Origin of the sequence: Biomaibacter acetigenes, from assembly GCF_003691585.1 — a bacterium.
Taxonomy (GTDB): Bacteria; Bacillota; Thermosediminibacteria; order Thermosediminibacterales; family Tepidanaerobacteraceae; genus Biomaibacter; species Biomaibacter acetigenes.
On sequence record NZ_CP033169.1, the window covers coordinates 1,248,714 to 1,274,025 of the forward strand.

Annotated in this window: 41 protein-coding genes and 1 pseudogene; 40 read left to right on the forward strand and 2 right to left on the reverse strand. The window is 42.4% G+C overall.

Annotated features, from left to right (window positions below):
• The first annotated feature begins 215 nt into the window (after nt 1-215).
• From D2962_RS06010 to D2962_RS06085, 16 genes and pseudogenes are all read left to right on the forward strand, one after another.
• A complete protein-coding gene (locus D2962_RS06010) occupies nt 216-506 on the forward strand; it encodes a PDDEXK family nuclease (protein ID WP_122014467.1) in 291 nt (96 codons plus the stop codon).
• A complete protein-coding gene (locus tag D2962_RS06015; protein ID WP_122014468.1) occupies nt 503-1,006 on the forward strand; it encodes an HNH endonuclease in 504 nt (167 codons plus the stop codon). The genes D2962_RS06010 and D2962_RS06015 overlap by 4 nt, the downstream gene beginning before the upstream one ends.
• Nucleotides 1,003-2,390: pseudogene (locus D2962_RS06025) on the forward strand (DEAD/DEAH box helicase). The gene D2962_RS06015 and the pseudogene D2962_RS06025 overlap by 4 nt, the downstream one beginning before the upstream one ends.
• Nucleotides 2,387-2,674, forward strand: a complete 288-nt coding sequence (locus tag D2962_RS06030) for a hypothetical protein (protein ID WP_122014470.1) — start codon at nt 2,387-2,389, stop codon at nt 2,672-2,674. The pseudogene D2962_RS06025 and the gene D2962_RS06030 overlap by 4 nt, the downstream one beginning before the upstream one ends.
• An 18-nt stretch (nt 2,675-2,692) precedes the next feature.
• Entirely contained in the window at nt 2,693-2,866 is a 174-nt protein-coding gene (locus D2962_RS17465; protein ID WP_162991119.1) for a hypothetical protein, read from the forward strand.
• On the forward strand, nt 2,844-3,203 hold the full coding sequence (locus tag D2962_RS06035) for a hypothetical protein (protein ID WP_122014471.1): 360 nt from the start codon (nt 2,844-2,846) through the stop codon (nt 3,201-3,203). Before D2962_RS17465 ends, D2962_RS06035 begins: the two co-directional genes overlap by 23 nt.
• Nucleotides 3,178-3,381, forward strand: coding sequence for a hypothetical protein (locus D2962_RS06040; protein WP_122014472.1), 204 nt, complete (start codon nt 3,178-3,180; stop codon nt 3,379-3,381). The genes D2962_RS06035 and D2962_RS06040 overlap by 26 nt, the downstream gene beginning before the upstream one ends.
• 8 nt (nt 3,382-3,389) lie before the next feature.
• The gene (locus D2962_RS06045) at nt 3,390-3,764 is read left to right on the forward strand and encodes a hypothetical protein (protein ID WP_122014473.1); all 375 of its coding nucleotides are present in this window, start codon (nt 3,390-3,392) and stop codon (nt 3,762-3,764) included.
• Nucleotides 3,730-3,909, forward strand: a complete 180-nt coding sequence (locus D2962_RS06050) for a hypothetical protein (RefSeq protein WP_122014474.1) — start codon at nt 3,730-3,732, stop codon at nt 3,907-3,909. The genes D2962_RS06045 and D2962_RS06050 overlap by 35 nt, the downstream gene beginning before the upstream one ends.
• Nucleotides 3,910-3,936: 27 nt before the next feature.
• Nucleotides 3,937-4,257 (forward strand): hypothetical protein, encoded by a 321-nt coding sequence (locus tag D2962_RS17930; protein ID WP_222927698.1) that lies wholly within the window; start codon nt 3,937-3,939, stop codon nt 4,255-4,257.
• Nucleotides 4,258-4,313: 56 nt separating this feature from the next.
• Nucleotides 4,314-4,508 (forward strand): hypothetical protein, encoded by a 195-nt coding sequence (locus D2962_RS06060; protein ID WP_122014475.1) that lies wholly within the window; start codon nt 4,314-4,316, stop codon nt 4,506-4,508.
• A gap of 36 nt (nt 4,509-4,544) precedes the next feature.
• Entirely contained in the window at nt 4,545-4,886 is a 342-nt protein-coding gene (locus D2962_RS06065; protein WP_122014476.1) for a hypothetical protein, read from the forward strand.
• On the forward strand, nt 4,876-5,055 hold the full coding sequence (locus tag D2962_RS06070; RefSeq protein ID WP_122014477.1) for a hypothetical protein: 180 nt from the start codon (nt 4,876-4,878) through the stop codon (nt 5,053-5,055). Before D2962_RS06065 ends, D2962_RS06070 begins: the two co-directional genes overlap by 11 nt.
• 180 nt (nt 5,056-5,235) lie before the next feature.
• On the forward strand, nt 5,236-5,565 hold the full coding sequence (locus D2962_RS06075) for a hypothetical protein (protein ID WP_162991120.1): 330 nt from the start codon (nt 5,236-5,238) through the stop codon (nt 5,563-5,565).
• The gene (locus D2962_RS17935; RefSeq protein ID WP_222927699.1) at nt 5,562-5,780 is read left to right on the forward strand and encodes a hypothetical protein; all 219 of its coding nucleotides are present in this window, start codon (nt 5,562-5,564) and stop codon (nt 5,778-5,780) included. The genes D2962_RS06075 and D2962_RS17935 overlap by 4 nt, the downstream gene beginning before the upstream one ends.
• A 415-nt stretch (nt 5,781-6,195) precedes the next feature.
• Complete coding sequence (locus D2962_RS06085) at nt 6,196-6,456, forward strand: hypothetical protein (protein WP_122014479.1); 261 nt, start codon at nt 6,196-6,198, stop codon at nt 6,454-6,456.
• Nucleotides 6,457-6,555: 99 nt separating this feature from the next.
• Here D2962_RS06085 and D2962_RS06090 read toward each other — a convergent pair whose 3' ends face one another.
• A complete protein-coding gene (locus D2962_RS06090) occupies nt 6,556-6,966 on the reverse strand; it encodes a type II toxin-antitoxin system HicB family antitoxin (protein WP_122014480.1) in 411 nt (136 codons plus the stop codon).
• A gap of 40 nt (nt 6,967-7,006) precedes the next feature.
• A complete protein-coding gene (locus D2962_RS06095; protein ID WP_122014481.1) occupies nt 7,007-7,198 on the reverse strand; it encodes a type II toxin-antitoxin system HicA family toxin in 192 nt (63 codons plus the stop codon).
• Between the two features lie 229 nt (nt 7,199-7,427).
• Here D2962_RS06095 and D2962_RS06100 point away from each other — a divergent pair, with 229 nt between their 5' ends.
• The 24 genes from D2962_RS06100 (at nt 7,428) to D2962_RS06205 (ending at nt 25,310) form a co-directional block, all read left to right on the forward strand.
• A complete protein-coding gene (locus D2962_RS06100) occupies nt 7,428-7,964 on the forward strand; it encodes a hypothetical protein (protein WP_222927700.1) in 537 nt (178 codons plus the stop codon).
• Nucleotides 7,906-9,792, forward strand: coding sequence for a phage terminase large subunit family protein (locus D2962_RS06105; RefSeq protein WP_222927701.1), 1,887 nt, complete (start codon nt 7,906-7,908; stop codon nt 9,790-9,792). Before D2962_RS06100 ends, D2962_RS06105 begins: the two co-directional genes overlap by 59 nt.
• Nucleotides 9,792-9,992 carry a hypothetical protein gene (locus D2962_RS06110; protein WP_222927702.1) on the forward strand — a complete coding sequence of 67 codons (201 nt, stop codon included), beginning with the start codon at nt 9,792-9,794 and terminating at the stop codon, nt 9,990-9,992. Before D2962_RS06105 ends, D2962_RS06110 begins: the two co-directional genes overlap by 1 nt.
• 4 nt (nt 9,993-9,996) lie before the next feature.
• Entirely contained in the window at nt 9,997-10,845 is an 849-nt protein-coding gene (locus tag D2962_RS19135; protein ID WP_222927703.1) for a phage portal protein, read from the forward strand.
• Complete coding sequence (locus tag D2962_RS19140) at nt 10,803-11,495, forward strand: phage portal protein (protein WP_222927704.1); 693 nt, start codon at nt 10,803-10,805, stop codon at nt 11,493-11,495. Before D2962_RS19135 ends, D2962_RS19140 begins: the two co-directional genes overlap by 43 nt.
• Entirely contained in the window at nt 11,455-12,054 is a 600-nt protein-coding gene (locus tag D2962_RS06120) for an HK97 family phage prohead protease (RefSeq protein ID WP_222927705.1), read from the forward strand. Before D2962_RS19140 ends, D2962_RS06120 begins: the two co-directional genes overlap by 41 nt.
• Nucleotides 12,055-12,066: 12 nt before the next feature.
• Nucleotides 12,067-13,524 (forward strand): phage major capsid protein, encoded by a 1,458-nt coding sequence (locus tag D2962_RS06125; protein WP_122014483.1) that lies wholly within the window; start codon nt 12,067-12,069, stop codon nt 13,522-13,524.
• Between the two features lie 46 nt (nt 13,525-13,570).
• Nucleotides 13,571-13,900, forward strand: coding sequence for a DUF2190 family protein (locus D2962_RS06130; protein ID WP_122014484.1), 330 nt, complete (start codon nt 13,571-13,573; stop codon nt 13,898-13,900).
• Nucleotides 13,900-14,214, forward strand: a complete 315-nt coding sequence (locus D2962_RS06135; RefSeq protein WP_122014485.1) for a hypothetical protein — start codon at nt 13,900-13,902, stop codon at nt 14,212-14,214. Before D2962_RS06130 ends, D2962_RS06135 begins: the two co-directional genes overlap by 1 nt.
• 2 nt (nt 14,215-14,216) lie before the next feature.
• A complete protein-coding gene (locus D2962_RS06140) occupies nt 14,217-14,879 on the forward strand; it encodes a hypothetical protein (RefSeq protein WP_122014486.1) in 663 nt (220 codons plus the stop codon).
• Nucleotide 14,880: 1 nt separating this feature from the next.
• Nucleotides 14,881-15,411: a hypothetical protein gene (locus tag D2962_RS06145; protein ID WP_122014487.1), complete on the forward strand. Its 531-nt coding sequence runs from the start codon at nt 14,881-14,883 to the stop codon at nt 15,409-15,411.
• A gap of 15 nt (nt 15,412-15,426) precedes the next feature.
• Nucleotides 15,427-16,881 (forward strand): phage tail sheath family protein, encoded by a 1,455-nt coding sequence (locus D2962_RS06150; protein ID WP_122014488.1) that lies wholly within the window; start codon nt 15,427-15,429, stop codon nt 16,879-16,881.
• Nucleotides 16,878-17,390: a phage major tail tube protein gene (locus D2962_RS06155; RefSeq protein WP_122014489.1), complete on the forward strand. Its 513-nt coding sequence runs from the start codon at nt 16,878-16,880 to the stop codon at nt 17,388-17,390. Before D2962_RS06150 ends, D2962_RS06155 begins: the two co-directional genes overlap by 4 nt.
• Before the next feature lie 30 nt (nt 17,391-17,420).
• Complete coding sequence (locus D2962_RS06160; protein ID WP_122014490.1) at nt 17,421-17,726, forward strand: phage tail assembly protein; 306 nt, start codon at nt 17,421-17,423, stop codon at nt 17,724-17,726.
• 156 nt (nt 17,727-17,882) lie between these two features.
• On the forward strand, nt 17,883-19,805 hold the full coding sequence (locus D2962_RS06165) for a phage tail protein (RefSeq protein ID WP_122014491.1): 1,923 nt from the start codon (nt 17,883-17,885) through the stop codon (nt 19,803-19,805).
• A complete protein-coding gene (locus tag D2962_RS06170) occupies nt 19,792-20,007 on the forward strand; it encodes a tail protein X (protein ID WP_122014492.1) in 216 nt (71 codons plus the stop codon). Before D2962_RS06165 ends, D2962_RS06170 begins: the two co-directional genes overlap by 14 nt.
• A 7-nt stretch (nt 20,008-20,014) precedes the next feature.
• Nucleotides 20,015-20,926 carry a phage late control D family protein gene (locus D2962_RS06175; RefSeq protein WP_122014493.1) on the forward strand — a complete coding sequence of 304 codons (912 nt, stop codon included), beginning with the start codon at nt 20,015-20,017 and terminating at the stop codon, nt 20,924-20,926.
• The gene (locus tag D2962_RS06180) at nt 20,926-21,117 is read left to right on the forward strand and encodes a hypothetical protein (RefSeq protein ID WP_122014494.1); all 192 of its coding nucleotides are present in this window, start codon (nt 20,926-20,928) and stop codon (nt 21,115-21,117) included. Before D2962_RS06175 ends, D2962_RS06180 begins: the two co-directional genes overlap by 1 nt.
• 11 nt (nt 21,118-21,128) lie before the next feature.
• Nucleotides 21,129-21,686, forward strand: a complete 558-nt coding sequence (locus D2962_RS06185; RefSeq protein ID WP_122014495.1) for a phage tail protein — start codon at nt 21,129-21,131, stop codon at nt 21,684-21,686.
• 8 nt (nt 21,687-21,694) lie between these two features.
• Nucleotides 21,695-22,000 (forward strand): GPW/gp25 family protein, encoded by a 306-nt coding sequence (locus D2962_RS06190; protein ID WP_122014496.1) that lies wholly within the window; start codon nt 21,695-21,697, stop codon nt 21,998-22,000.
• A complete protein-coding gene (locus tag D2962_RS17470) occupies nt 21,997-22,134 on the forward strand; it encodes a hypothetical protein (RefSeq protein WP_162991122.1) in 138 nt (45 codons plus the stop codon). Before D2962_RS06190 ends, D2962_RS17470 begins: the two co-directional genes overlap by 4 nt.
• A complete protein-coding gene (locus D2962_RS06195) occupies nt 22,116-23,102 on the forward strand; it encodes a baseplate assembly protein (RefSeq protein ID WP_122014497.1) in 987 nt (328 codons plus the stop codon). The genes D2962_RS17470 and D2962_RS06195 overlap by 19 nt, the downstream gene beginning before the upstream one ends.
• Nucleotides 23,103-23,663 (forward strand): phage tail protein I, encoded by a 561-nt coding sequence (locus D2962_RS06200; RefSeq protein ID WP_122014498.1) that lies wholly within the window; start codon nt 23,103-23,105, stop codon nt 23,661-23,663.
• Nucleotides 23,664-25,310: a hypothetical protein gene (locus D2962_RS06205; protein WP_122014499.1), complete on the forward strand. Its 1,647-nt coding sequence runs from the start codon at nt 23,664-23,666 to the stop codon at nt 25,308-25,310.
• Nucleotides 25,311-25,312 lie beyond the last annotated feature (2 nt).

Below are 25,312 nucleotides of genomic sequence, written 5' to 3' on the forward strand. Positions count from 1 at the left end.
GTACAGCCTAATTTATATATTTTATATATAGAAAAAACGTTGACTTTGTTAACAAAACCCTTCACATGTAGATAGGACAAGGCTTTGACCCGTTAACATTCTATGTCGACAATGTTAACGGGTTCCAGCGGCAAAAGCCGTTAAACACAGGTAGGTCAAGACTTTAACCCGTTAACATTCTTCGTTAACATTCTATTGCGAAGGAATGAAATACCATGAGAGAAAAAGATATCGAACAATATTTACGAAATAAGGTAAAAGAGTTCGGAGGCAGAGCATATAAATTTATCTCCCCGGGCAATGCAGGGGTGCCTGATAGGTTGGTGCTGTTTCCCGGAGGTCGTATGGCCTTTGTGGAATTGAAAGCACCGGGAGAAAAACCCACACCTTTACAGAAGGCACAGCAGGAAAAAATCCGAGCTTTGGGGTTTCCAGTATATGTAATCGACAGTAAAGAAAAAGTGGATATCTTTATTCACCAGTATACAGGAGTGACTTTGGAGTGAAAAAGATAATCGTTAAGTGCGATTGGTGTGGCAAAGTGATATTGCGGTATCCAAGCCAGATAAAGGGTAAAAAGAAGATTTTTTGTAGTCGAGATTGCATGAATAAATTTGCATCTAAAAGTTATAACCCTGTTGGATACACTTATCGAGATTTTACAAAAAACGCTGCAAGGTTTAAAGAAATTAACGCTAAATTAAACCCAACACGCATGACTATGGAAACTCGTAAAAAATTAAGAATTTCACGGTTGGGTAAAGGTGAAGGTAAAACTTATACCAAAACTTACGGGCGTCACACACATAGGATTGTTGCTGAAAAGATGCTAGGTAGAAAATTATTACCGGGTGAAGTTGTTCACCACATTGATGGGAATAAACGAAACAATAAACCTGAAAATTTAATGGTTTTTGCTTCCCAAAAAGAACACGCTGCTTGGCATTTGAAAGAAGAAAAATTTTTCAATGGCACGGTTTTAGGTCGGGAGGTGATGCCTGAATGAAGTTCATACCATATAGCTATCAAAAGTATTGTATAAATCGTTTGATTAACGATAAAGCTTTAGGGCTATTTTTGGATATGGGCTTAGGTTGAGCAAAACAGTAATAACAATGACCGCAATTAATGACCTGAAATATAACCGATTTGCCATAAACAAGGCCTTGGTTATAGCCCCTAAAAAAGTTGCAGAAGGGACCTGGAGCAAGGAAGCTGCAAAATGGGACCACCTGCATTTATTGAGAATATCGGTAGTAATGGGAACTATAAAACAAAGAGTAAGAGCACTTAATACTCCTGCCGACATTTACATCATTAACCGTGAAAACACACAATGGCTTGTAGATTATTATCGAAATAATTGGCCCTTTGATATGGTGGTAATTGATGAATCCAGTAGCTTTAAAAATCACAATGCAAAACGGTTTAAATCTTTAACCTGGGTGCGGAACAAAATAAACAGGATTGTGGAATTAACCGGCACACCAGCACCAAACGGATTATTGGACCTGTGGGCGCAAATATATTTACTGGATGAGGGTAAAAGACTAGGTAAAAAATTTACACATTATCGTGAAAGATATTTTGAACCGGACCGGCGGGATCGGGATCATGTTTTCAGCTATGCGCCAAAGCCAGGAGCTGAAGAGATCATCAAACAACTTATAGGTGATATATGCGTATCGATGAAAGCAGAAGATTATTTAGAACTGCCAGACTGTATTACTGTTGATGTGCCAGTAGTTCTAGATAGTAAAGCAAAAGTAGCTTATGAAAAATTGGAACGTGAGATGCTTTTGGAAGTAGATGAAAGCACGATTGATGCCGGTAGTGCGGCAGTCTTAACAAACAAGCTATTACAGTTATGCAATGGTGCTATATATGATGAAAACCGTAAACCAGTAGAAATACACAACTGTAAGATTGAAACCTTTTTAGAACTTATAGAGGCTCTGAACGGTCAACCGGCATTAGTGTTTTACAACTTTCAACACGACCTGCAGCGGATAAAAAAAGCCCTGGCGGGATCCGGCCTTAGAGTGAGAGAGCTTAAAAGTTCACAAGATGAAGATGATTGGAACAATAGAAAAATTGATATTTTATTGGCGCATCCAGTCAGTTGCGCTTATGGTCTAAATCTTCAACGAGGTGGCCATCACATTATATGGTTTGGTCTTAACTGGAGCTTAGAGTTATATCAACAAGCCAATAAACGATTACATCGGCAGGGACAAACGGAAAAGGTTATTATTCACCACCTGGTTGTTGAAGGAGGGGTTGATGAAGATGTCATGGCAGCGCTGGAGGATAAAAGTGCTACCCAGGATCGGTTGATGGAGGCTTTGAAAGCAAGAATTGAAAAATATCAAAGGGAGATGCCAAAATGAGGGATTTTAAAAAAGATCTTGAGTTATGTGAAAAGGCGATACCGGGACCTTGGAAATATGCGAATACAGCCAATATGGGGCACGTTTTACAAATGCCGTATATCAATATACACGGTCAAAAAGTCATGGCGATTGTTCTTAAAGAATGGACTCCACTTGAAAATATAAAGGATAATCTTGAATTCATAGTTCAAGCCAGAGAAGGTTGGCCCGAGGCCATAAAAAGAGTTATGGAATTAGAGTCAGAAGTGAAACGGTTGAAAGCTGAAAAAGAAGAACTATGATCTAGGAGGCCATGTAAAGTGGATAAGTGGTATCGAATAGAAGGCAGTTTTATTCTGGTGGTTGATGCCGGTGATTCCAGAGAGGCGCGAGAAAAAGCACAACGGATTTTGAAAGTGGATGGGATAGATCACCATATTATAAACGTGGAGGAGGAAAAGAGTCAGTCATATGTATACGTCGAGAAAATTTGAGATGCTATGCAGAGAGTTTTTAAACCAGGAAGAAAAATTGATGTGCTGGAAAGCCGGAGAATATACGAATAATGATGATCGTCTTAAAAACTTTAACATGGTGGCTGGTTTTCTTGGGGTATCACCGGCAGATGTGGCCCTGACATATCTCTTGAAGCATATACAATCCGTTACGCTTGCCGTTAAAAGTAAAAATTACAAATGGGAATGGGAAACTGAAAACGGTGAGGGCTTGAAACAACGTATAGCTGACGCAAGAAATTATTTGCTTTTACTGGCGGCTTGTATTGATGAGGAGGTCGTCAAAACAAATGGCTCACAACACATCGATAAGTAAGGTTGCAAACTGGCTGTGGAGACTTCCACCGGCTGACAGGAAAGACGGAGAAGTCAAAACTTATTTTTTGACCCCGGAAGAATTAGAAAAATACAGAAGGAAGGATGAAAAGAAAATGGAGGAAAAAACAGTTAATAATACATCTGAGGCAAAAATGTTTCTGAAAAGAGGAATCTAAAAGAGATTTTGATACGGGACCTGGGAGTTAAGACTTTAGAGGAAATTGCTGCAGAACAGAATGTCAGTATAAGGTCTTTAAAAATGATTGCAACAAGGTGTGGGATAAAATGGAAGAAAGAAAGGGCCTCAAATATCAAGATAGATAAGAATATAGCGCTTAAAGCTGCAGTTTTTAGCGGCAAATTCAGCTATAAATTTAACCAGGGCAAATTATCGGTTAAGCAGGATAAACGTCATATGATTATCATTGAGCTTAATGATATTACAGACCTGATTTTCGAAATAGCGGATATAAAAAATAAAATAAAGTTGATCCAGGAGAGTGAAAAAATGGAGGTTATGGGGTATGGAGAAAAGAGAAATATGGCAGATGATCATTGATAAGGCTAAGCTGGAACTGACCTTGGCTGAACAGGATCTACAGAATGCGGAATCGGATTTTGTTGTAGCTGCAGCGTATGAAGTAGTGGCAAAACGAGAGAAGCTAAATGCCTTGATCTGTAGGGCAAAGAAAGAGTGCGCGTAATGTAAATAATGTGAGGAGGAAAATAAATTGAATCAGCCGGAATATAGAGAATATCGATGTTGCATGTGCCCTAATGTAAATAAGCCAGAAACACAATGCCCAGCAGGTCCATTAAAATCTGAAGCAACGCCATGCCGATTTGTGAAAACATATGTAGACAATAGAGGTTGGAAATACAGGGTAATGGGCGGCATTGGCGGAGACGTCTACAAAGCTAGGTATCAAAAACCTGGGAAAAGCGGTTGGAAATGCTTGAGAAATATGGAATGGAGAAAGAGCTTCGATGAAGCTCAGAGCGATCTGAATGCCATGGCAAAACTGAAAAAATGGAATGAATGTGATTTTTAGCAAAAATATATCACAGTATGTAAAGAATGTGAAGTAATTAGAAAGATGGTGAAGAAATGAGCTTAAAATGTCCTAAATGTGGGAATAGTAAAACCTTTTATCGTCAAATATCTGTAACTGCAAAACTCAAAGTTAATAAGCAAGGCAAAGATTTAAAGACTGTGTATGATGTTAATAAAAATGATATTGATGGTTGGTATGAACCTATTTACTGTAATGTTTGTAATACTCAAGTTGGTGAAGATAGTTAATGCACATTTCAAAGAAAATGCGAAGGAGTGAGAAAATTGAATAAGGCCGAAACTGTCGAAGATTTTATAAGGCGATTAGATGTAATGAGCGGAACGGGAAACGGCATTGGTAAAGTAACGGTTGAAAAAATTCGGAAATTCGCAGAAAAAGAAGGCTTCATAAAACAAAAAGATGATAAAACCTTAAAGCCTGATGGTGTAACAAATGAAAACATAGAAACCCAGCTAATAGAAGCATTGGAGAAGGCAATACAGCTGATACTTGATGTATCAATTCGGAAAACAACAGTTCCTTATGATACCCTTCATAGATGGGAAAATCTTATACAATATGCCAGAAAAAATGAAGAAAATGGGGGTAGGCTAAATGACTTTTGATGAAATTGATAATCGGATTAAAAAACTGATTGAAAGGCATAAAAAGCTTTATCAAATATGCAAGAATGGTAAAGAAACACCAATTATTCGAAAAAGAATGATGAGTATTGCAGCAGAAATTAGTTGGCTGCTAGAGGAAAAAAGACGCTTAAGAAGTGATATTCCTTGAAAAATGTAGAATATCAGCGGAAAATACAATGTTATCTAGTTGGGTGTAAATTTTATTATAGATGCTTAGTTTATAGAGGCAAAGATTGTATCCGCCAGGGTGGGGATAAAATTCCTAGAATAAAGCCTTTAAAACGACGAATTTATCAAATTATAACCTGTGGCCCGGGAGAGGAACCGGTTGTTAGAAAAGCGTCAGATCCGATATTCGGGTGAGGAGGTAGAAATGAAATATTTAAAGTTACAACGGAAAAATTATGGAGTAATGATTACAATAGGGGAATACATCAAAATAACGGATCCCGTAATTTATGATAGATTGATAACTTTTATGGCGATTGAAATCATACAAAAAATTGAAGCCTGGAAACGTCTGAGCGATATAACTAACTTAGTTTTGGCAGCGGCTGATGTTTCCGGAGTAGACAAGCATTATCAATATATCATGCAGGAGCGACCTAGGCCAGGGCGTGGGGGATTGCTTCCAGGGGAAGGAGATGATGCACTTTGAATCACAAAGAACTTTTACAGCAATATACGGACTTGCAAGCTGAAATCAAAGATTTAGAAGACCGAATAAGAAAATTAGAAAATCAGGCTGATAAGATTGTTCAGGACAGTGTGATAGGATCTGATCCGCATTTTCCTTACACTGAAAGATCCTTTCACATCGAAGGTTATAGTGATAAAAAACAACGAAGGTTAAGTCGATTAAAAAACTTTTAAGCAAGAGAAAAGAAAAATGCGAAGAGATGAAATTAGAGATTGAGGAATTTATAAACAATATTCCGGATTCCAAGACACGAAGAGTTTTTCAATATCGTTATATCGACGGTTTATCATGGCAGATGATTGCCAGCAAAATTGGAAAACATGATGAAAGTTATCCGAGAAAAATTATTCATGATAAATATTTAGAGAATCCGAAAAATCCGAATTAAGTGTGTTAATATGATAGTAAGTGGTAATGTAATAAAAACAAAGCATCGGGAAACCGGTGCTTTTATTTTGGTGTGCCGGCAACGGTGGGGGTGAACACCTCATTTTAGCTGGGGTGGGGGCGGAGGTGTGATAAAATTTTTCGACAATAGCAGGACTTTCCCTTCTGACGTCGAAGTAGACAGATGAGGAGGCGAGGAAAATGGTGTACCCAAAATGCGAAGAATGTGGGAAAATATTAGATGATTGGCAAGGTAATGTAATGGTTGATAAAAAATACTATCCTGATAAAATAAAAGAATTAGTTATAATTTGCAAGGAATGTACCAAAAGATTAGATGAAGAAAAGGAAGGGAGAAAGCTTTGGCATAATATATGGGAGTTACGATGGGTAAAAGATAATTATTTTCATCTACAAGAGAATGTTTTTAAAGAAAAAATAATTGGTCAAGCAAAGCATTAGAAGATTTTAATAAACTCGGAAGGATGGTTTATAACCAGCTATATGATAATAATTAAAGAGCCTTATGGCTCTTTTTTATACCCAAAATAAAAAAGGCCATTACGGCCTATCGTGAATACCTAAATGTTCTTTTAATGCTGATTGAAGCAGCTGAGAGAAGTTAACATTCTTTTTTTCAGCTAAAGCTTTTAACCACTGCGGCATAGTTACAGTTGTTTTAACTGTTGAAGATTCAATAGCATTGCGGTATAAAGGCATATAAACTTCAACCAGTAATGGAATTTCATTTGAATCTAATTTTAAATTATTGATAGATGAAGGAGAAGGGATATCAATGCCATCTTCTTCCATACCGAACAGATGAAGTGCTAAAGCTTCTTTGGCGTTTTTAACGGCCTCATCCATATTTTTGGCGTTAGACACGCAACCGGGCAAATCGGGAAATGTAATGCCAATATTATCTTCATATTGAGTTAAAATAGCAGGGAAAACATAAATATCCTTTTTCATGATGATACCTCCTTTTAGGTTTTCAGGGGAAAGTCAGGGATTAGTTGAATTTAATCCCTGTTTGTTTTTCGATGCTTTTTAAGTTTTTTATTCCTAAATCCTTGACCGGATGTCTGATTGTTGTCAACCTATGGCCGTCTGTGTATTGGTAGTGGTCTCCAACTATTCTTTTTAAGTACCATCCGTTCTGTTCGAGTATTTTAATTACTTCTCTTGATGAGTAAGACTTCATTTACTTTCCCCTCCTGACGATTATATTATAACACGTCTTATAAGACGTGTCAATAGGTTATATAAAAATTATTTTGTAGTTTTTATATGTTTAAGCTGTATAAACTCTGCGCACCAAGAGCGGGTCCTTCCAGAGGGATGGGCCAAATGCGGGTCTGGCGAGGCCCGAAATTTCACCCAGTATGAAACAAAAAAATCATGCAACTTTGCAACTTTTTTGGTGATAGAAAATGGATAAAAAAGTAAAAATCCTTGATGAAAAAATTTGCCTCAGCACAGCAGCAATGTGCGAGGTATTCAACATAGATAAATCCACTCTAAAGCGCTGGGGTGATGATGGATGCCCAAAAACCGCTCGCGGGTGGTGGCCTCTGGCAGAAGTTTTACGTTGGCGGGGTTTAGTCAGCGCCGGCGGCATACAGACAGAAAAAGACGTAGAAAGGTTATCTCTTCAAGAACAAAAGCTTTATTATGAAGCCAAATACAAACAAGCTCAGTCAGAGGCGGCCGAGTTTAAAAACGCAATACAGAGAGGGGAATATATTCTCAAAGATGACATTATCGCTGAACTCCAGCGATTTTTTATTGTCCTGAAAAGGTCCATGCTTGGCTACAGCAGGAGGATAGCCACAGAGCTTGCCGGTTACGTAGACTCTGTTACTGCCAGGAGGATTGAAAAGATGATAACGGAGCTGACGCTGGATGCCCTTGAGCAAATTAGCATTGACGGAGTCTACAAGCCGTCAAAGAAAAAACGCAAGAATTGAATGGTCTCCCTGGCTACAAAAAGCTCTGAAGGTGTTTAAACCTCCTGAGCGGTTAACAGTTTCAGAATGGGCTGATAAATATAGAGTGCTTGATGCAAAAACATCTGCTGAACCCGGTCCCTGGAGGACGGCAAGGACGCCGTATCTTCAGGGGATAATGGACGCATTCACTGATCCTGACATAGAAGAAATAATCTTTGTAAAGCCTACACAGGTGGGCGGCACCGAATGTCTAAATAACATAGTGGGTTATGTCATTGCCCAGGATCCAAGCCCGACATTGATTGTATATCCTACGCTGGAACTTGCCGAATATACATCAAAAAACAGGGTCCAGCCCATGATAAACCTTTGCCCAGTTTTAAAGGAACGATACCAGGAAAAAGAGAGCAAGATACTTGAACTGCAGTTTGACGGCATGTATGTAGTGCTGTCCGGGGCAAATAGTCCAGCATCCCTGGCCTCCCGGCCAATACGGTACTTATTTATGGACGAGGTGGATAAATTCCCTCCAAGTGCCGGTAAAGAAGCAGACCCGAGGAGTCTGGCCCGAGAGAGGACTAAGACCTTTGCTCACAACAAAAAGATATTTCAAACCTCTACTCCTACTCGAAAGAATGGACCTATATGGCAGGAGTGGGAGAACGCTGACGACCAGCGAAGATTTTATGTTCCATGCCCTCACTGTGGCCATTATCAGACACTTAGATTTAAGCAGATCAAATGGCCTAAACCAGCAGATCAAGATCCCTCTCCGGAGGACGCCCGGGCCACGGCATATTATGAATGTGAGCAATGCCGTGGAATCATCACCGACGGCCATAAACCAGGGATGCTTCGGGCGGGCAGGTGGGAGTCCGAAAGGAAAACTGGCACTAGAAAAACAGCATTCCACCTTAATGCAATTTATTCACCATGGGTAAGATTCGGTGATGTGGCTTATGAATTCCTCAAATCCAAAGACTTCCCTGAGCTTCTAATGAACTTTATAAACTCCTGGCTTGCGGAACCTTGGGAGCAGACGGAGGTCAAAATGAACTCCGATTTAGTGTTACAGCGACAGAGTGAATACGAGGAAGGTGTGGTCCCTGATGGCACTATGCTGATAACGGGAGGCGTAGACGTTCAGAAGGACCATTTTTATTATACAATTCGAGCCTGGGGCACCAGCATGACCAGCTGGAATATAGCCCATGGGATAGCGGAAACCTGGGACCAGATTGAATATGTCATGAATCTGCTATACCAAGATAAGCAAGGGAACACATATCAAGTCAACCTTTGTGCGATTGATTCTGGTGACCGAACCGATGAAGTATATGACTTTTGTGCTTTTAATCAGGAATGGGCGGTGCCGGTAAAAGGATCATCGAATCCGCTACTTTCTAGATATAAAGTAAGCACAATTGATAAAGTAAACAGTAAGGCGCATGGTATGAGACTGTATCTTGTAGACGGCAATCAGTATAAAGATATGATTGCCGGCAGACTGAGACGACCCAATGGTCCCGGTTCCTGGATGGTATATAAAGGCTGTGACCGTGAATATGCTGAGCAGATATGCGCTGAAGAAAAAGTTATTGAAAAAAAGAAAAACGGTGCAGAGGTTGAAGTATGGAAACCCAAAGCCACACATGCGGCAAACCACTATTTAGATGCTGAAGTCTATGCTGCTCTGGCCGCGGACCTTTTGCATGTAAGGTATCTACAATCGAAGACGAACCGGGAACAGCCGGAAATAAATAAAACTCAGCCGGTTGAATATCAGCAGAATAATTTTATTAAACCAAACTCTAATTGGATACCTCAGAAAGGCAGGTGGTTATAGTGACAATCCAGGAACAACTCGACCAGATTAACCAGGCTATAAGTGCCATAGAAAATGGTGCCCAGGAATACCGAATAGGGAGCAGATCTTTACGACGGCCCGACCTTACTATCCTTTATCAAGAACGTAGAGAATTACAGCGACAGCTCTATGAGGAAAACGGCGGCGGTGTCTATGTGGCCGTCTTTGATAGGAGGTGACAGTTTGAATTGGCTTGATAGAGCGATATCCGTTTTCAGCCCTGCCTGGGCATATAGGCGCGTAGCCTGGCGAAATGCGCTGAGGAGTTTTTATGATTCCGGGGGAACAGATAGACTGAATTCCGGATGGACCACCATAAACGCTACCGCAGAACAGACAAACCAAGGGCAGAGAGATACAATTCGGGCAAGAGCCCGGGACCTTGAAAGGAATGCCGATTTTGCGGAAAGTATAATCAATTCATTCGAGCGTAACGTTGTAGGGACAGGAATACGAGTTCAGGCTAAAGTTGTTGATGCTAGTGGGAATGAGGATGATGAATTAAATCAGCAGATTGAGGACCTATGGGAAGAATGGTGCCGAGCCCGTAATTGTGATGTAACCGGCCAGCAGTCTTTTGTCGAGATGCAGCAGATGGCGGTACGCCGCTTGATTGTTGATGGTGGAATAATTTTTATAAAAGCATATACAAATACCGGCCCGGTGCCGTTTTCACTGCAAGCCAGAGAAGTAGATGAGCTGGATACATCGCTAAATAGCTTGCCCGGAGCAAACGGGAACAGGATTGTCGGTGGAGTTGAACTTGACAAATATAACCGGCCTGTAGCTTATTGGCTTAAACAATATACCCCTGATGGTTTTTGGAATGGAAAATCAGAGAGGATACCCGAACAGAGGGTAATTTTTTTATGGCACAAAACCAGGCCTACGCAAATCCGTGAAGTATCTCCGATGGCAAAGACATTACCGAGGGTTAGAGATACAAATGAATTTATAGAAGCTGTATCGGTAAAAGAAAGAATTTTGGCTTGTCTATCCGTTTTTATCAAAAACAAAATCCCACAGGTCTAGGGCGTAACGTCAAACTGGATCAGCAAAGTGGCTATACTACAAAGACCATTTCTCCGGGTATGATCCATGAGTTACAGCCAGGTGATGAAGTTCAAGCCGTAGTTCCGGCTGGCCAGGCGAGCAATGCAAAAGACTTTATTTCCATACAGCAGCGTCTTGCAGGTTCCGGCCAGGGCCTTTCTTATGAGGCTGTATCTCGGGATATGTCCCAGGTCAATTACTCCAGTGCCCGCCAGGGCCTTCTGGAAGACCAGCGCACTTACATGATGTGGCAGCAGTTCCTCATTGAGCATTTTTGCCGGGAGGTTTACACCGAATTTGTTATATCAGCGGTCCTTTCAGGTCAGCTCAATATCCCTGATTTTTGGCAGGATAAACGCCGGTATCTAAAGCATGTCTGGATACCGCCCGGATGGAGCTGGATAGATCCATTGAAAGAAATAAATGCTTACAAAATTGCGCTCAATACCGGCCAGGATACACTGGCCAGAATATGCGCTGAAAGGGGAGAAGATTGGAGGGATGTCTTAAAACAAAGAGCTAAAGAGTATGATTTTGCAAAATCTCTGGGTCTTGATTTATCAGTCTTAACAGGGGGTGACAAAACAGGTGGGGCACAACAAACCCAAAACGGGAATACAGCAGAATAGAACATTCGATATGGCTATAAGAGCGGTGAATGCGGATGAAAGGCGTGTCACCGTTTCTTTTTCTTCGGAATTACCGGTCAACAGATGGTATGGGGTAGAAATACTCCAGCATGATGAGGGTAATGTCAATCTTGAAAGGCTTAACAACATTGGGGTTGCCCTTTTCAACCATGATAGAAATTATGTGCTGGGGAAAATTGAGAATGCCAGACTTGCGGCTGATGAAAAACGGACCTACGCCGATATAGTTTTTGACACTGACCCTGATGCGGATTTGATATACCAAAAAGTTCAAAATGGGACACTGAAAGGTGTATCCGTAGGATATTCCGTAGATGTTTGGGAAGAAGTGGCAGCGGGTAAGATGTCCAGTAATGGCCGCTTTACCGGCCCGGCATATGTGGCAGTAAAATGGACCCCGTTAGAAATATCTATCGTTTCTGTCCCTGCTGATGATACAGTTGGCGTGGGGCGAAATATGGAAGATGATACACTGGAACCTAATAATTCAATAAGTATCTTCGAAAGGCAAATACAAATCAATAAAAATTTTATATAGGAGGTTGTGAAATTGAACAAAAAAGAATTGCTTAAGGCAAAAGTATTAAAGCAGCAAGAGATTGTCAATGGAGCCAGGGCTGCTGGGCGGGGATTAACCGCAGAAGAACAGGCAGAGTTTGATACATTGCAAAGAGAAATCGATGCTCTTAAGGCAGAAATAGCGAAAGATGAAGGGAACACTCAGACACTGACAGAAACAGAAAGAGCTATTCAAGCTGAAAGGCAACGTGTATCAGAAGTAATCGCTCTTTGCAGAGATTTCGAGGAAGATCCAAGTGAATATATCAGATCCGGTGTCACAGTTGACCAAGTCAGAGCAAAAATCCTTGAGAAACTCAAAGCCGAAAGAAAACCATCGCCGGCCCCGGTGCCCGATGTAAGGATTGAAAAGGAAGAGGTTGACAAATTTAGAGCTGCGGCTTCCGATGCAATCCTGCTGAGGGGCGGTATAAAACTTGATAAGCCTGCCGACGGTGCCAAAGACCTCAGGGGTATGAAACTCCGTGACCTGGCTATAGAGTGTCTTTCCAGAGCTGGGAGGCCCAATGCCCACCGTCTTGATAATGATACTCTGTTCCGAGAAGCACTGAGTCCTGACAGCCAGTTTGCAAGCATACTCTCCAATGCCGTCAACAAAACTATGGCTACCGCATATAATGCCGCAAGGCCCACATATCAGGTGTGGACCGGCAGAGGGAGCAATCCCGACTTTAAGGCTGCAACACATTACCAGATTTCCGAAGCCGGCGAGCTTGTGAAGATGACACAATCCGGCGAATTCAAATTTGATGAAATGACTGACCAGGGAGTGTCCAAGGCCGTGGCGACTTTCGGCAGAGAATTTGGCATGACCAGACAGGCCCTCATAAACGATGACATCGGAATACTGACCAGAGTCCCTGAAGCATATGTGAGGGCCGCATCCAGAGGCATAAACAAATTGGTATATCAAATGCTTGGAAGTAACCCGGCCATTTATGACGGTATTGCCCTGTTCCATGCGAACCATAAAAACCTGGCTTCCAGTGGCGGAGCAATAGCAACTGCTACGGTGAGTGCAGGCCGGGCTGCTATGCGGAAGCAAAAGAATTTAAGGGGTAAAGAGACTCTCAATATCGGGCCTGCTTTCTTGATCGTTCCCGCTTCTCTTGAGACACAAGCCCAGCAATTCATTGTATCCATAGCAGACCCCACAGGAGCAAATTCTAATGTGGCAAACGTGTTTAGAAATTCTTTGGTCATCGTGGCCGATGCTGAACTTGATGACTACAGCGAAACTTCCTGGTATCTTGCGGCTTCTCCCGCTGATATAGATACCATTGAGGTGACATATTTGAATGGGAACGATATGCCGATCCTTGAGAGCCAGGTTGGTTTTGACTTCCTGGGCATCAAGTGGAGAATATATATTGACTACGGTGTAACGGTTCTTGACTACAGAGGACTCTACAAGAATCCTGGCGCATAAATGATTTATGCACCTTTCAAATTTTGATTAGGAGGTATAAGACATTATGGCAAAAGGGACATATATTCAGAAGGGTTATATTATCGACTTTACAAACAGCACCGGTGCCGATATAGCCTATGGTGATGTAGTGCCAATAGGGGCAAGGATAGGTATAGCTGCTGAAGACATTGCAAAAGATGCAACAGGCTCGCTGAATGTTTCAGGAGTATTCGAGTTGCCTGCGGATAATACAGTAGCTTTTGCGGTTGGTGATGAGGTTTACTGGGATAATGTAGGAGGTAAACTCACAAAAACCGCGGGCACCTATAAAGCTGGATGGGTAATAGAGCCCAAAGCTCTAGCAGGAACCACAGCGAAAGTGAAGATTGACTGATGAGCTTCAAAGATATAATTCAATCAGACCTTAATGTGTTTTTTAACCTTGACGAATTTGCTGAAACTCACACAATAGACGGCAGGTCCCTAAACGTCATTGTTGATAATGACCGGCTACAGCAAAGGTCCAAGAAAGAATATGACGGCATAAGCGTAGGGGAGATATTGTTTTACGTAAAGGCTTCAGATTTCGGGGAGCGCCCGGAGCAGGGCACTCCCATGGTTTTTGACGGGCGGCAGATGTATGTTTTTGACTGCAGGGAAGATGATGGGGTGTATGAAATAATTTTACAGCAAAATAGAGGTATTTAATCATGCCAAATGATAGCATTATTGTAGATACGAAACAACTTGACATATTGACAATGGAATTAAAAGGTTTTGAAAAACAAGTCGGAGAAGCGGCTTATCATGCCCTAAACAGAACAATTGACCATGTCATTACCCAGGTGGGGCGCATAGTACCGAAAGAATATGCTATCAAAGCCGGAGATGTAAAAGAAACCTTCAAGGGCGGTATAAAACGACCCAGCAAAAATGACTTGACGACGTATGCGGTATCAAAAGGCTATTCGCTGACGCTTGCGCATTTCCCACACAGCCCACAAGTACCGCCTGCTTCGGGGAAGAAGTATAAAGTCAAGGCGACAATCAAGCGAGGCGATAGGAGGACTATAAATACCGAGCCCAAACCTTTTGTCGCACCAACCGGAGCAAAATCAGAAGACGAAGACAAGATGCAATATAATATTTTTCGTCGGACGGGCACATTTAAAATAATGAAAAAAGGAAGATATGCGGGCAAATTGAGGGAAGCGATAATGCCGGTGTTTACATCTTCAATTCCTCAAATGATAACCAATGAAAAAGTGAAGAAACAAATCGAGAAGGTTTCCCAGGAAAAGCTTGATGAAAGACTGGAGCACGAAATAATATATCGCATGACCAGCATTAATAAGAAAATAAAGAAGGGATAGCATGTCTACGGTATCGGTTTTAGAGGCATTGAAATCTTTCCTGCAGGAAAAAATTTCGCCAATCATCAAACTACAAAAACCATCAGATAATAACATTCATGACTATAAGTTAGTTAATCCGGCTATCCATATAGGATGGATACCTCCGAAAGGATATCTTCCTGAAGGAATGGAAGCCGCAATACCCTGCTTAATAGTTGGCCTGGATGATGCCACCGATGATGGCCAGGGTTTGGAGTTAAATATCAGGATTTCTGCCGCAGTTTACAGCCCTGGATTACATAAACCGGTTGCTACAGGGCTGGATTATACTCCTGACTTCAAAGGTTATAATGACCTGCTCAATCTTATAGACAGGACCGTTGCAGAGCTTATGAAAAATCAAATAATCGATGGCAAAGTGGCAATACAAATGCCCGTCAAGTGGGGAATGTATCAGGAGCAGCCATATCCTTACTGGTATGGCTGGATAACATTCCCGGTGAAAAAACAGACATACCCGACGGCGGAAATAGCCCGCCAATTCTTATAAGTGAGGTGAGATAGCTTGTATATTCATGGAGCATATGCCGATCTGCAGCCCACCCAGGATTTAATACCTCCTAAAGGGGTATCGACACTTCCGGTATATTTCGGACGGCTTCCGGTGCATCAGCTTATGGATTATTCCGGGAAAGTGAACAAACCTATATTGGTGCAGAGCTTTTCTGATGCTGTAACCAAAGTGGGCTACAATGACAGCAACTGGGATGATTTCGACCTGTGCGAGGCAATATATGCGCATTTCAAAAATAGCATTCAGGTTATCGGACCTGTCATTTTAGTCAATGTTCTTGACCCCGATACACATAAAACATCGGCCAAGACAACCAGCGTTACTCTTACCAACGGTCAGGGGTATATAAACAATGACAAGGTTATTCTCAAAACCGTTGCAATTACCGGCAAGGTATTGGGGACTGATTTCAGTGCGGAATACACCCCCGACGGCACAAAAGTGCTAATTAAAGACCTTAAAGGGACTTTGACATCTCCTGTGGATGTAACCTTTGACGAGGTCAATCCAGATGCCATAACCGCCACTGAAGTTATAGGCGGGACCAATTCTACTACAGGAGAAAAAACAGGAATATCAGTAGTAGACCTGGTATATCAGACCTATAACATGATACCCACCATCCTTGACGCCCCTGGCTGGAGCCATCATCCCGAAGTTGACGCCGCCCTAAAAGCAGCAGCCCAAAAGATAAATGGGCACTGGTATGCGTTTGTAAACAGCAATCTGGCTGCAGATACCAGTGCAGATACTATTGAGGAAGTCAAAACGTGGAAGTCTACAAATGGTTATACTGGGGCCAATGAAGCCCCCTGCTGGCCGCTTGCTAAAAACGGGAACAGAAAATTCCACCTATCCACACTTGCCACAGTAACCATGCAATGGGTGGATTATAACAATGACAACATTCCCTATGAAACGCCATCGAATAAGCCGGTGGATGTAACCGGAATGTGCCTTGCCGATGGCGCTCCCATAGAATTTGACCAGGTCCAGGCCAACGACTTAAACAGCAAGGGTATCCGGACGCTCACGTACTGGGGAGGCCGCTGGGTGCTCTGGGGACCCCATACCGGAGAATACGAATACGGCAAAGACATGGACCCCAGGAATAAATTCGATTCCAGCGTGAGGATGCTTTATTACCTGGTGAACGATTTTCAGAGCCGCTACGGTGCTCAGGTAGATAAGCCAATGGATCGGGCCAGGGTCGATACGATACTCAATGACTATCAGGAATTTCTCGATAGCCTTGTAAACCGTGGAGCATTGCTGTATGGAACGATTTCTTTCAATGAAACCAGTAACCCGACCAGCGACATCGTGGAAGGAGATTTTGTCTTTGATGTGGCCACAACTACCACACCGCCAGGCAAGAGCATAACTGCAAAGATTGAGTATACCACCCAGGGCATTGATGTATTGTTCGGAGGTGAGCAGGCATGATAATATCCGGGAATGTAATAGCCCATAAACTTTTGGCTGATGGAGTAGAGATTGACGATAACGTATCTTGCCAGCTACCTTCCATAGAGATTCAGACAGGGGAGATAAAAGGCGCTGGTATAATGGGGTCCATTGATATGCCTGTCCCTGGTCAGATTGGGAGCATGACTTTTACCATAAATATGCGGTCAATCAACAAAAACGCTTCAAATCTGGCTAAGCCTGGTACTCAAAATCTTGAACTCCGATTTGTAAGGGATACATTGACGGCCAACGGGCAGATGGTGCCGGAAGGAGCTAAGATATTTATTACCGGCATCAATAAAAAGTATGACCCTGGGAAAGTTGAATCGCCAGCAACGACCATGGATGGGAGCATTGATTTTGAGGTGCTCAGATATCGCCAAGTAATAAATGGCGTTGAAACATTGTTGATTGACAAAAGGAACTATATTTACAAGATTAATGGTGTAGACTATATGAAAAACATCAGGGCGGCTCTCGGTTAAGGGCCGCCCAAACTTTTAAGGAGGATTATCATGGAGACTTTAAAATTGTCAAAACCCATTATGATTAATGGGGAAGAGGTCACAGAACTGCCCTACGACTTTGAGAATTTGACGGCAAAGGATAAACTTAACGCCAGCAAAAAGATGAAGGCAGCAGGAATACCTTTAAGTATACCCGAAACGGACCCTGACTATCATTTATACCTTTTTGCGGAAGCGGTATGCAAAGTAAATTCAGCTATAGATATAACCGATATAATGCGGATGAGTGCGAAGGATGCCGACAAAGCCGCTTCTCTGGCAAGAAGTTTTTTCTATCTCGATTTGGCGGAATAATCCCTGATCAGTTTATAAAGACTGCAATTGCTCAGGTTACTTTAATAACATCCACATCGGCAGAATGGTGTTTTAATCAACCGTTAGTGGATTTTCTTGACTTTTACCATACTTTATGTGAAGAAGCCGAAAGGTTAAGAAGGGAGGCGGCTACCGGTGGCCAGTCAAAAAGAACTTAGAGCGTTGATTACTCTTGCCGGGAAAGTAGACCCATCTTTACAAACTGCTTTAATGACAGCATCAGCCCAGACGTCGAAAGCATCTCGAACTTTTTCAAAACTCGGCAGTTTTGCATCCAAAGGTTTAAGCATAATAGGTAAAGCCGCTGCAGTCACCGGAGCTGCGGTTGCCGCCGGAATAGGCACCGGGACAGTTGCCCTTGGCGGATTATTGATGAAGGCTACTGAGACCGGTGATCAGTTGGTAAAAATGCGGGATAAAACAGGGCTTTCCGCTGAGGAATTACAGCGCCTGCAGTATATATCAAGCCAGTTAGGGACGAATTTTGAGGCCCTCCCCCAGGCCATAAGCATTATGACAAAGCAGATGGATGCAGCCCGAAAGGGCAGTAAAGATACCGCAGCTGCATTCCAGGCCCTGGGAATTTCGGTGACAGATGGGGCCGGAAAACTCAGGCCGCAATCCCAGGTATTTCAGGAGGCCCTTGTCCAGCTTTCGAAAATAGAAAATCAGGCAGACAGAAATGCACTGGCATTCAAACTTTTTGGCCGAGGAGCGGCAGAACTATTTCCTATTCTGAATGCCGGGACAGATGAAATACAAAAGCTCGCTGCTGAAGCCGACAAGTTGGGTCTTGTCATGTCAGGTGAGCAGGTTGAAGCTTTGGATAACTTGGGAGATACAATTGATAAGCTGAAGCTTTCAGTAATGGGTCTTGGAAACAGGATTTTGGCGTCTTTGTTGCCCAAAATACAACCAATAATAGATAAGCTGGTTTCCGACTTACCTGCCATAGCCCCTAAATTATCCAGTGCATTAGGTGGATTTTTGGGCAATATAGCAAATTTATTGCCGGACCTTTTAAATGTGGCCAGTCAATTTGCACAAATACTGATGCCCATATTTGACACCATAGGCAGCACCATGGGTCCCATGCTTGTGAATATCATACAACAGGCTTTGCCCATAGTGATGCAGATTATACAGACTGCAATGCCTTTATTAAATCAAGGTCTCAGCATGCTCATATCTCTTATACAGCCCTTACTTCCACTTTTAATGCAGCTGGTTCAGCAGATACTTCCAATCGCAGCACAGATGATAATGGTTGTATTTTCAGTGCTTCAGCCGATAATACCCGTATTGGTGCAGCTCATTCAGGATATTTTACCTCCGATCATGCAGATATTGCAGGCTATATTACCATTTTTACAGGCATTAACCCCTATCATTGCGATGGTTGCCACAATAATTAGCTCGCTTTTAACTACCGCTTTAAGTGCGATAATTCCTGTATTAACGGAAATAGTTCAGGCATTATTGCCCCCACTTATGCAGATTTTGAACTCTATATTCCCGATTTTGCAGGCAGTAATACCAATTATTCAATTGCTTGCCAATGTTATAGGCACTGTTTTGGGCGGGGCTATAAAACTGGTTATGCCAATTATTGAGAAGTTTTTGAGTTTAATCTCCCCGATAGCTAATTTAGCGTCTAAATTTATAGGCGGTGTTAGTAATGTTATAGGCAGTGTAGGAAAATTTTTGGGGCTTAATGGGAAGAACGTGGAGTTGCAGGCGAATGTATCAAGCTCAATGCCCCGATTTGCCGAGGGCGGTATAGCAACCGAACCCTCGATATTTGGCGAAGCGGACTGGGCAGAAATGGCCATTCCACTTAAAAGGACCCCAAGAAGCCTTAGCTTATTGAATAAAACCGCTCAAATACTTGGAGCAAAACCTGCCGGGAGCAGTATTCAGATAATCTATAATCCCACTATCTACGGCGGAAATCGTGCGGAACTGGAACCCATATTACAAAAACACAAAGAAGAATTACGAATGATGATAGAAGAAATCGAGCGTGAAAGAGCGAGGGTTGCCTATGGCTATAGTTAATTATTTCGAATATACAACGATGCAGGGTGATACTTTCGACATGCTTGCTCTTGATGCATACAACGATGAATTCAAAGCCCATCTGATAATCCAGGCCAATCCACAATATGCTGGCGTGCTGGTATTCGATGCAGGAATAAAGCTAAAAATCCCTATTATTGAGCAGGAAGCCGCCGCAACCCTCCCGCCATGGAAGAGGTGACAGAGTTTTGCAGCTGATATATGAAGGTAAGGATATAACCAATGCCGTTGAAATTCATAAAGCCGACATAACTGATAATGCTGGGGGGATTGCCGACAGCTTGGAAGTCTGGTTTGATGATCCGGAAGGATTTTGGAGCCAATGGAAACCGAAGAAAAACGATAAGGTTCAAGTAAAAGAAAACGGTTTTGATTCCGGCCGCATGTATATAGACGAGCTTGAACAGCAGCGGGGTTTGTTTATTATTCGTGCCCTGGCCATTCCCCAGGATGCTAAAACGGAAAATACCAAGGCCTGGGAAAATGTAAGGTTTCTGGAGATAGTTACTGAACTGGCAAGGAAGTATGGATTCCTGCTGGAGACTTATAACATACAGAATCCTTTTTATGAGCGTGTAGACCAATTCGAACAGGCAGACTTCGCTTTTCTGGCATGGCGGTGTTTACTGGAAGGATACATGCTGAAAATAACCAGCCAGAAGGTTGTTATGTATGATGAGCGGTATATGGATGCACAGTCGCCAGTTAAGACCATTTATATTGACGACTTTGACGGGGATTACAGATTTTTACAGAGGTCAACATGGATATATGGTGGGTGCCGCATATCTTTCGGAGACATCAAATATGAGTATAAACCTTCCGGGGCTTTCGGACCTGTTTTAAAATTTGCTGATATATTTGTTTCAAGCCAGGCGGAGGCTGAACGATTCGCCAAAAATATCCTTCGTTCTAAAAATAAATATGAAAATACCGGATACTGCACCATCGAACTTGCTCCCGGGATTGCGGCAGGTAATGTAATACAGATACAGGGAGTAGGCATGGCCGATGGGAAATACTTTTGCGAACAAGTAACCCATAAACTTGCGAATAAAAAGACCTTTTTAAAACTCAGGAAACCGCTGGAGGGGTATTGATGGTTTTAAAGGGCAAGATATCGAGTATAGAATCTTCAGGGATACGGGTTTTATTTCCTGAAAGGGATAATGATGTATCCTGGCCTTTAAAAGCGGCTTCTCATGTTGGAACCCTTCAGGTAGGGGATAATGTTGCGGTGGTTTTCTTTTCAAACTGTATGAATGATGGGCTCATTATAGCTAAGTTTTAGGCGGTGGTTACATGCCTATTGCGGTTTTTGCGAATAAAACATTTCAGGTAAACAGTCAGAAAATATATACTTTCGATGATCTTACCATGAATAGCAGTCTAGAAACTGAAAAACAGGATGCGGCAAATAAAAAGCCAAGCACCTATATAAAGGGACCCGATTTATATACAATGAGCTTTAGCATACCTCTTGATGTTTCCATGGGTGTGAATGTCAGGAATGAATACGGAGCATGGAAAGCTCTTGTTGAAGCCGGCAAGCCTTACCCTTTTATATTGGGCGGGATACCCCTGGGTGCGAATAAATGGCTTCTCAAGAGTGCTTCATTGAATAATACAGTAATAGATTCAAACGGGAATATTCTTTCGGGGACTATTCAGTTGGAGTTTGAAGAATATGTCCGCCCGGGGAGTGCCCAGGCTTCCAAGAGTACCAAGAAAACTTCAACTTCGTATGCTCCAGGCATATCCCTTCCAAAAGTATCAGGAAATATAAATTTACTGGGGTCATCGGATAAGGCTGACATTAAAAGGTCCAATCCCAATATGCTTTCACGTTTACCGGAGTAGGTGATTGAATGGAATACATTATAGATACGTCAAAACCAGCCAATTTGAATTGGGCCGCAAAAGATGCGGAAAGAATAGCGCAAAACGTTAGGAATCTTATATCCACCTGGCGCTATGAGGTAGCATATGACCGAACTTTGGGCATTGACCAGAACATGCTTGATAAGCCCAAGGATACCATCGTGGCTTTATATGTTGCAGAAATATACAGACTGGTGAGCGATTACGAACCCAGGGCGACAGTCAAAGAAGTAAAATTCATCGGTGTGGATGATGAGGGTAATATGCAGTTCAGGGTGGTGATAGAGGTATGAGCGAAGTAAATTTTGTCGAAGTAGACGCCGAAAGTTTAAAAAACCAGCTCATACAGGATTTTGAAAGTGCGTTGGGAGAAACCTTTTATCCGGGTGATGAGCGCCGGATTTTTTATTGCAAATCTTACCTTTAATCGTGGGTTTGAAAAATGACATAAACGAATCGGCGAAACAAAATCTTTTGAGATATGCGACGGGCGATAAACTTGATGTGATTGGAGAATTTTATAATACAGCACGGCTTCAGGCCCAAAAAGCTAGAGTTACTTTAAGATTTACTCTTTCGGCTATTCAGCCAACAAATATTACAATCCCCGCAGGGACCCGTGCCACTCCTGACGGGCAACTTTATTTTGCAACGATTCAGGAACTTACAATTCCAGCAGGCCAGACACAGGGCGATGTAATTGCAGAAGCTACCGAGGGCGGAGAAAAATATAACGGCTTTGCTCCGGGGCAGATAAAAACAATCGTTGACCCGGTGCCGTATGTGGCCTCAGTGGCTAATATTGATACCAGCTCTGGGGGGTCAGATACCGAGGATGATGACCACTACCGAGACAGGATCCGGCAGGCACCGGAAAGTTATTCGACCGCAGGCCCTGAAGGGGCTTATATTTATTGGGCAAAAACAGCCGATGCAAATATAATTGATGTTTCAGTGTCCTCCCCATCTGCAGGCACCGTTAAAGTTGTACCGCTTTTGAAAGACGGAGAAATCCCATCCCAGGCTATCCTCGATAAAGTTACCGCTATTGTAAGCTCTAAAGACAAGAGGCCGTTAACTGACAACGTTCAGGTTGCGGCGCCAACCACAGTTTCTTACGATATAACATTGACTTATTATATAGCATTGGAGCGGCAAACCGAGGAAACCATCATAAGAAATGCTATTGAAGGAACCGGCGGTGCTATAGATCAATATAAGTTATGGCAGGCGGGGAAATTAGGGCGGGCCATTAACCCTGATTATTTACGGCAATTGATGCTTAATGCTGGGGCATTTAGAATTGATATTACAAGCCCAGTGTATACCGAAATCAATCTCGACCAGGTAGCCAAAGCCGGTACCGTAACTATCGCTTATGGAGGTCTGATATAAATGGACCTGAAAAACGTTGACCTTCTAAGCCTCCAAACATCATACATGAAACAGGATCCGACAACCCAGGCGCTTTGTGCAGCTTTAAACTCTCATTTCCGGCAGCTGGCCGATGAGGTTAAAGCCTGCTTAATTCTTTCCCGCATTGATGAACTGGATGATGCTGCTCTGGATGAATTGGCCTGGCAGATGCACGTGGATTGGTATGATTCAACTGCAGAAATTGAAATAAAACGGAGCCTGATAAAAAATGCTATTAAAGCCCATAGATACAGGGGTACGCCTTTTGCGGTAGAGGAAACCGTAAAAACCTATTTTGGAGACGGTGAAGTCCAGGAATGGTTTGAATATGGCGGCCAACCCTATTATTTCAAAGTCATGACTACGAATACTCAGGTAAATACTACGCTGCTTAATCAGTTCTTAAAGGTTTTAAATTCAGTCAAAAACGCCAGGAGTTGGCTTGAAGCGGTAGAAATAACGGCCACGGATGAAATGAATTTGTATTTTGGCAATGTTGTTCACATAGCCGACTATCAAGAAATAAGGCAGGTGGTATAAATGGGAGCTTTCGGGGGTCTTATTCTCACAAACAAAGGCAGAAATTTGCAGGCCAAAGCCCAGACTGGGGTTCAGCTGAACTTCACTAAAATAAAAATCGGTGATGGGAGCCTCAGCGGGCAGAGCATTGTAGATTTAACCAACTTAATTAATACAAAAAAAGAGCTAACAATACTAGGAATCGAGAGACTGACTGGTGGGAAGGCCAAACTTCGCAGCTATTTTACGAATGCAGATATTGTAACAGGCTTTTACTGGCGAGAGCTTGGGGTGTTTGCCCAGGATCCAGACGAAGGGGAAATACTTTACTGCTATGGTAACGCCGGAACAAATGCGGAGTATATCCCCGCTGGTGGTGGGCCTGACGTAGTCGAAAGATATATAAACGTAATAACCCTGGTTGGGAATGCTACAAATGTTTCAGCGACATTGGGGTCCGAAATATATGTAACCCAGGCTGATTTTGATAACCATACCGGAAATATAGTAATACATGTTACTCAGACAGAAAAAGATACATGGAATGCCAAGGAAACCCCTGCGGGAGCACAGGCCAAAGCAGATGCGGCAGGCTCAGCAGCCGTGACAGCAGCAAATTCATATACAGACCAACAGGTGGGATCGGTAAGTAATGCGCTTGCTGCACATCAGGCCGATTATGTGAAGCAGGTTGGCTATGCCACAGCCACAGGCTCGGCAAACACTTATGCAGTTACTTTAAATCCAGCACCGTCTGCATTAGTAGATGGGTTGTGTGTTGCAGTAAAAATAAATGTTGACAACACAGGAGCAAGCACTTTGAATGTAAATGGACTTGGTGCAAAATCTATTAAAAAACCAAATGGCAATGATGTAAGTGTAGGTAATCTAAAAGCCGGGAGCATATACACGCTGCGTTATAATGGCACAAATTTTATATTACAGGGTGAAGGGGGGTCGGGAAACGCTCAACCCTCAGATGTATTGAGTGGTAAGACTTTTACTAATGACATCGGAGAACAGATTGGAACAATGACCAACAACGGTATAAAAACAATAACACCATCCAACATAGACCAGGCCCTAAGCGGATACTATGCAAGCGGGAGCAAAGTTGCGGCTGTGACATTTGATGCAAGCAAAGTTTTAACGGGAACAACGATAGCTGGAACAGCAGGTACAATGCCGAACAGAGGTGCAGTGGTAATTACACCTAGCACAGCTAATCAAGCAATTGCGGCTGGATACCATAATGGAAGTGGGTATGTTGTAGGCGACCCAAATTTAGTTCCTGCGAATATTGTATCAGGAAAGAGTATTTTTGGAGTGGTTGGAAGTCTAATCCCAGGTAAAAAGTTTGCGAGTGGAACAGTAACTAGCTCCGGTAGTACTACTACCTTTCAGAAAATCGATGGATCAACTACGTCTCAATTTTCAGTAGCCGTTTCAGGTTTAACATTTCAACCGTCAATTATAATAGTATACAATCCAAACGGATATTATCCTACTATTTATAATTCTGCAGGTTTAACTAAAGACACTTATTTAGGAGTGGTTGAAACATACAATATCTTCTATACTTCACAAAATATAGTTGTAAATTCAACGGGGTTTACATTACCTGCATTTAATCCAAATATCCAATATAATTGGATTGCTATAGAATAAAA

Coding starts and splice junctions, on each gene's coding strand:
- D2962_RS06200 (WP_122014498.1), top strand. CDS start 23,103: ATGGACCTGAAAAACGTTGACCTTCTAAGCCTCCAAACATCATACATG.
- D2962_RS06160 (WP_122014490.1), top strand. CDS start 17,421: ATGGAGACTTTAAAATTGTCAAAACCCATTATGATTAATGGGGAAGAG.
- D2962_RS06040 (WP_122014472.1), top strand. CDS start 3,178: ATGGCTCACAACACATCGATAAGTAAGGTTGCAAACTGGCTGTGGAGA.
- D2962_RS06070 (WP_122014477.1), top strand. CDS start 4,876: ATGACTTTTGATGAAATTGATAATCGGATTAAAAAACTGATTGAAAGG.
- D2962_RS06090 (WP_122014480.1), bottom strand. CDS start 6,966: ATGAAAAAGGATATTTATGTTTTCCCTGCTATTTTAACTCAATATGAA.
- D2962_RS06060 (WP_122014475.1), top strand. CDS start 4,314: ATGAGCTTAAAATGTCCTAAATGTGGGAATAGTAAAACCTTTTATCGT.
- D2962_RS06085 (WP_122014479.1), top strand. CDS start 6,196: ATGGTGTACCCAAAATGCGAAGAATGTGGGAAAATATTAGATGATTGG.
- D2962_RS06095 (WP_122014481.1), bottom strand. CDS start 7,198: ATGAAGTCTTACTCATCAAGAGAAGTAATTAAAATACTCGAACAGAAC.
- D2962_RS06035 (WP_122014471.1), top strand. CDS start 2,844: ATGTATACGTCGAGAAAATTTGAGATGCTATGCAGAGAGTTTTTAAAC.
- D2962_RS06190 (WP_122014496.1), top strand. CDS start 21,695: ATGGAATACATTATAGATACGTCAAAACCAGCCAATTTGAATTGGGCC.
- D2962_RS17470 (WP_162991122.1), top strand. CDS start 21,997: ATGAGCGAAGTAAATTTTGTCGAAGTAGACGCCGAAAGTTTAAAAAAC.
- D2962_RS06130 (WP_122014484.1), top strand. CDS start 13,571: ATGGCAAAAGGGACATATATTCAGAAGGGTTATATTATCGACTTTACA.
- D2962_RS06170 (WP_122014492.1), top strand. CDS start 19,792: ATGGCTATAGTTAATTATTTCGAATATACAACGATGCAGGGTGATACT.
- D2962_RS06030 (WP_122014470.1), top strand. CDS start 2,387: ATGAGGGATTTTAAAAAAGATCTTGAGTTATGTGAAAAGGCGATACCG.
- D2962_RS06135 (WP_122014485.1), top strand. CDS start 13,900: ATGAGCTTCAAAGATATAATTCAATCAGACCTTAATGTGTTTTTTAAC.
- D2962_RS06180 (WP_122014494.1), top strand. CDS start 20,926: ATGGTTTTAAAGGGCAAGATATCGAGTATAGAATCTTCAGGGATACGG.
- D2962_RS06010 (WP_122014467.1), top strand. CDS start 216: ATGAGAGAAAAAGATATCGAACAATATTTACGAAATAAGGTAAAAGAG.
- D2962_RS06050 (WP_122014474.1), top strand. CDS start 3,730: ATGGAGAAAAGAGAAATATGGCAGATGATCATTGATAAGGCTAAGCTG.
- D2962_RS06155 (WP_122014489.1), top strand. CDS start 16,878: ATGATAATATCCGGGAATGTAATAGCCCATAAACTTTTGGCTGATGGA.
- D2962_RS06205 (WP_122014499.1), top strand. CDS start 23,664: ATGGGAGCTTTCGGGGGTCTTATTCTCACAAACAAAGGCAGAAATTTG.
- D2962_RS06140 (WP_122014486.1), top strand. CDS start 14,217: ATGCCAAATGATAGCATTATTGTAGATACGAAACAACTTGACATATTG.
- D2962_RS06100 (WP_222927700.1), top strand. CDS start 7,428: ATGGATAAAAAAGTAAAAATCCTTGATGAAAAAATTTGCCTCAGCACA.
- D2962_RS06185 (WP_122014495.1), top strand. CDS start 21,129: ATGCCTATTGCGGTTTTTGCGAATAAAACATTTCAGGTAAACAGTCAG.
- D2962_RS06145 (WP_122014487.1), top strand. CDS start 14,881: ATGTCTACGGTATCGGTTTTAGAGGCATTGAAATCTTTCCTGCAGGAA.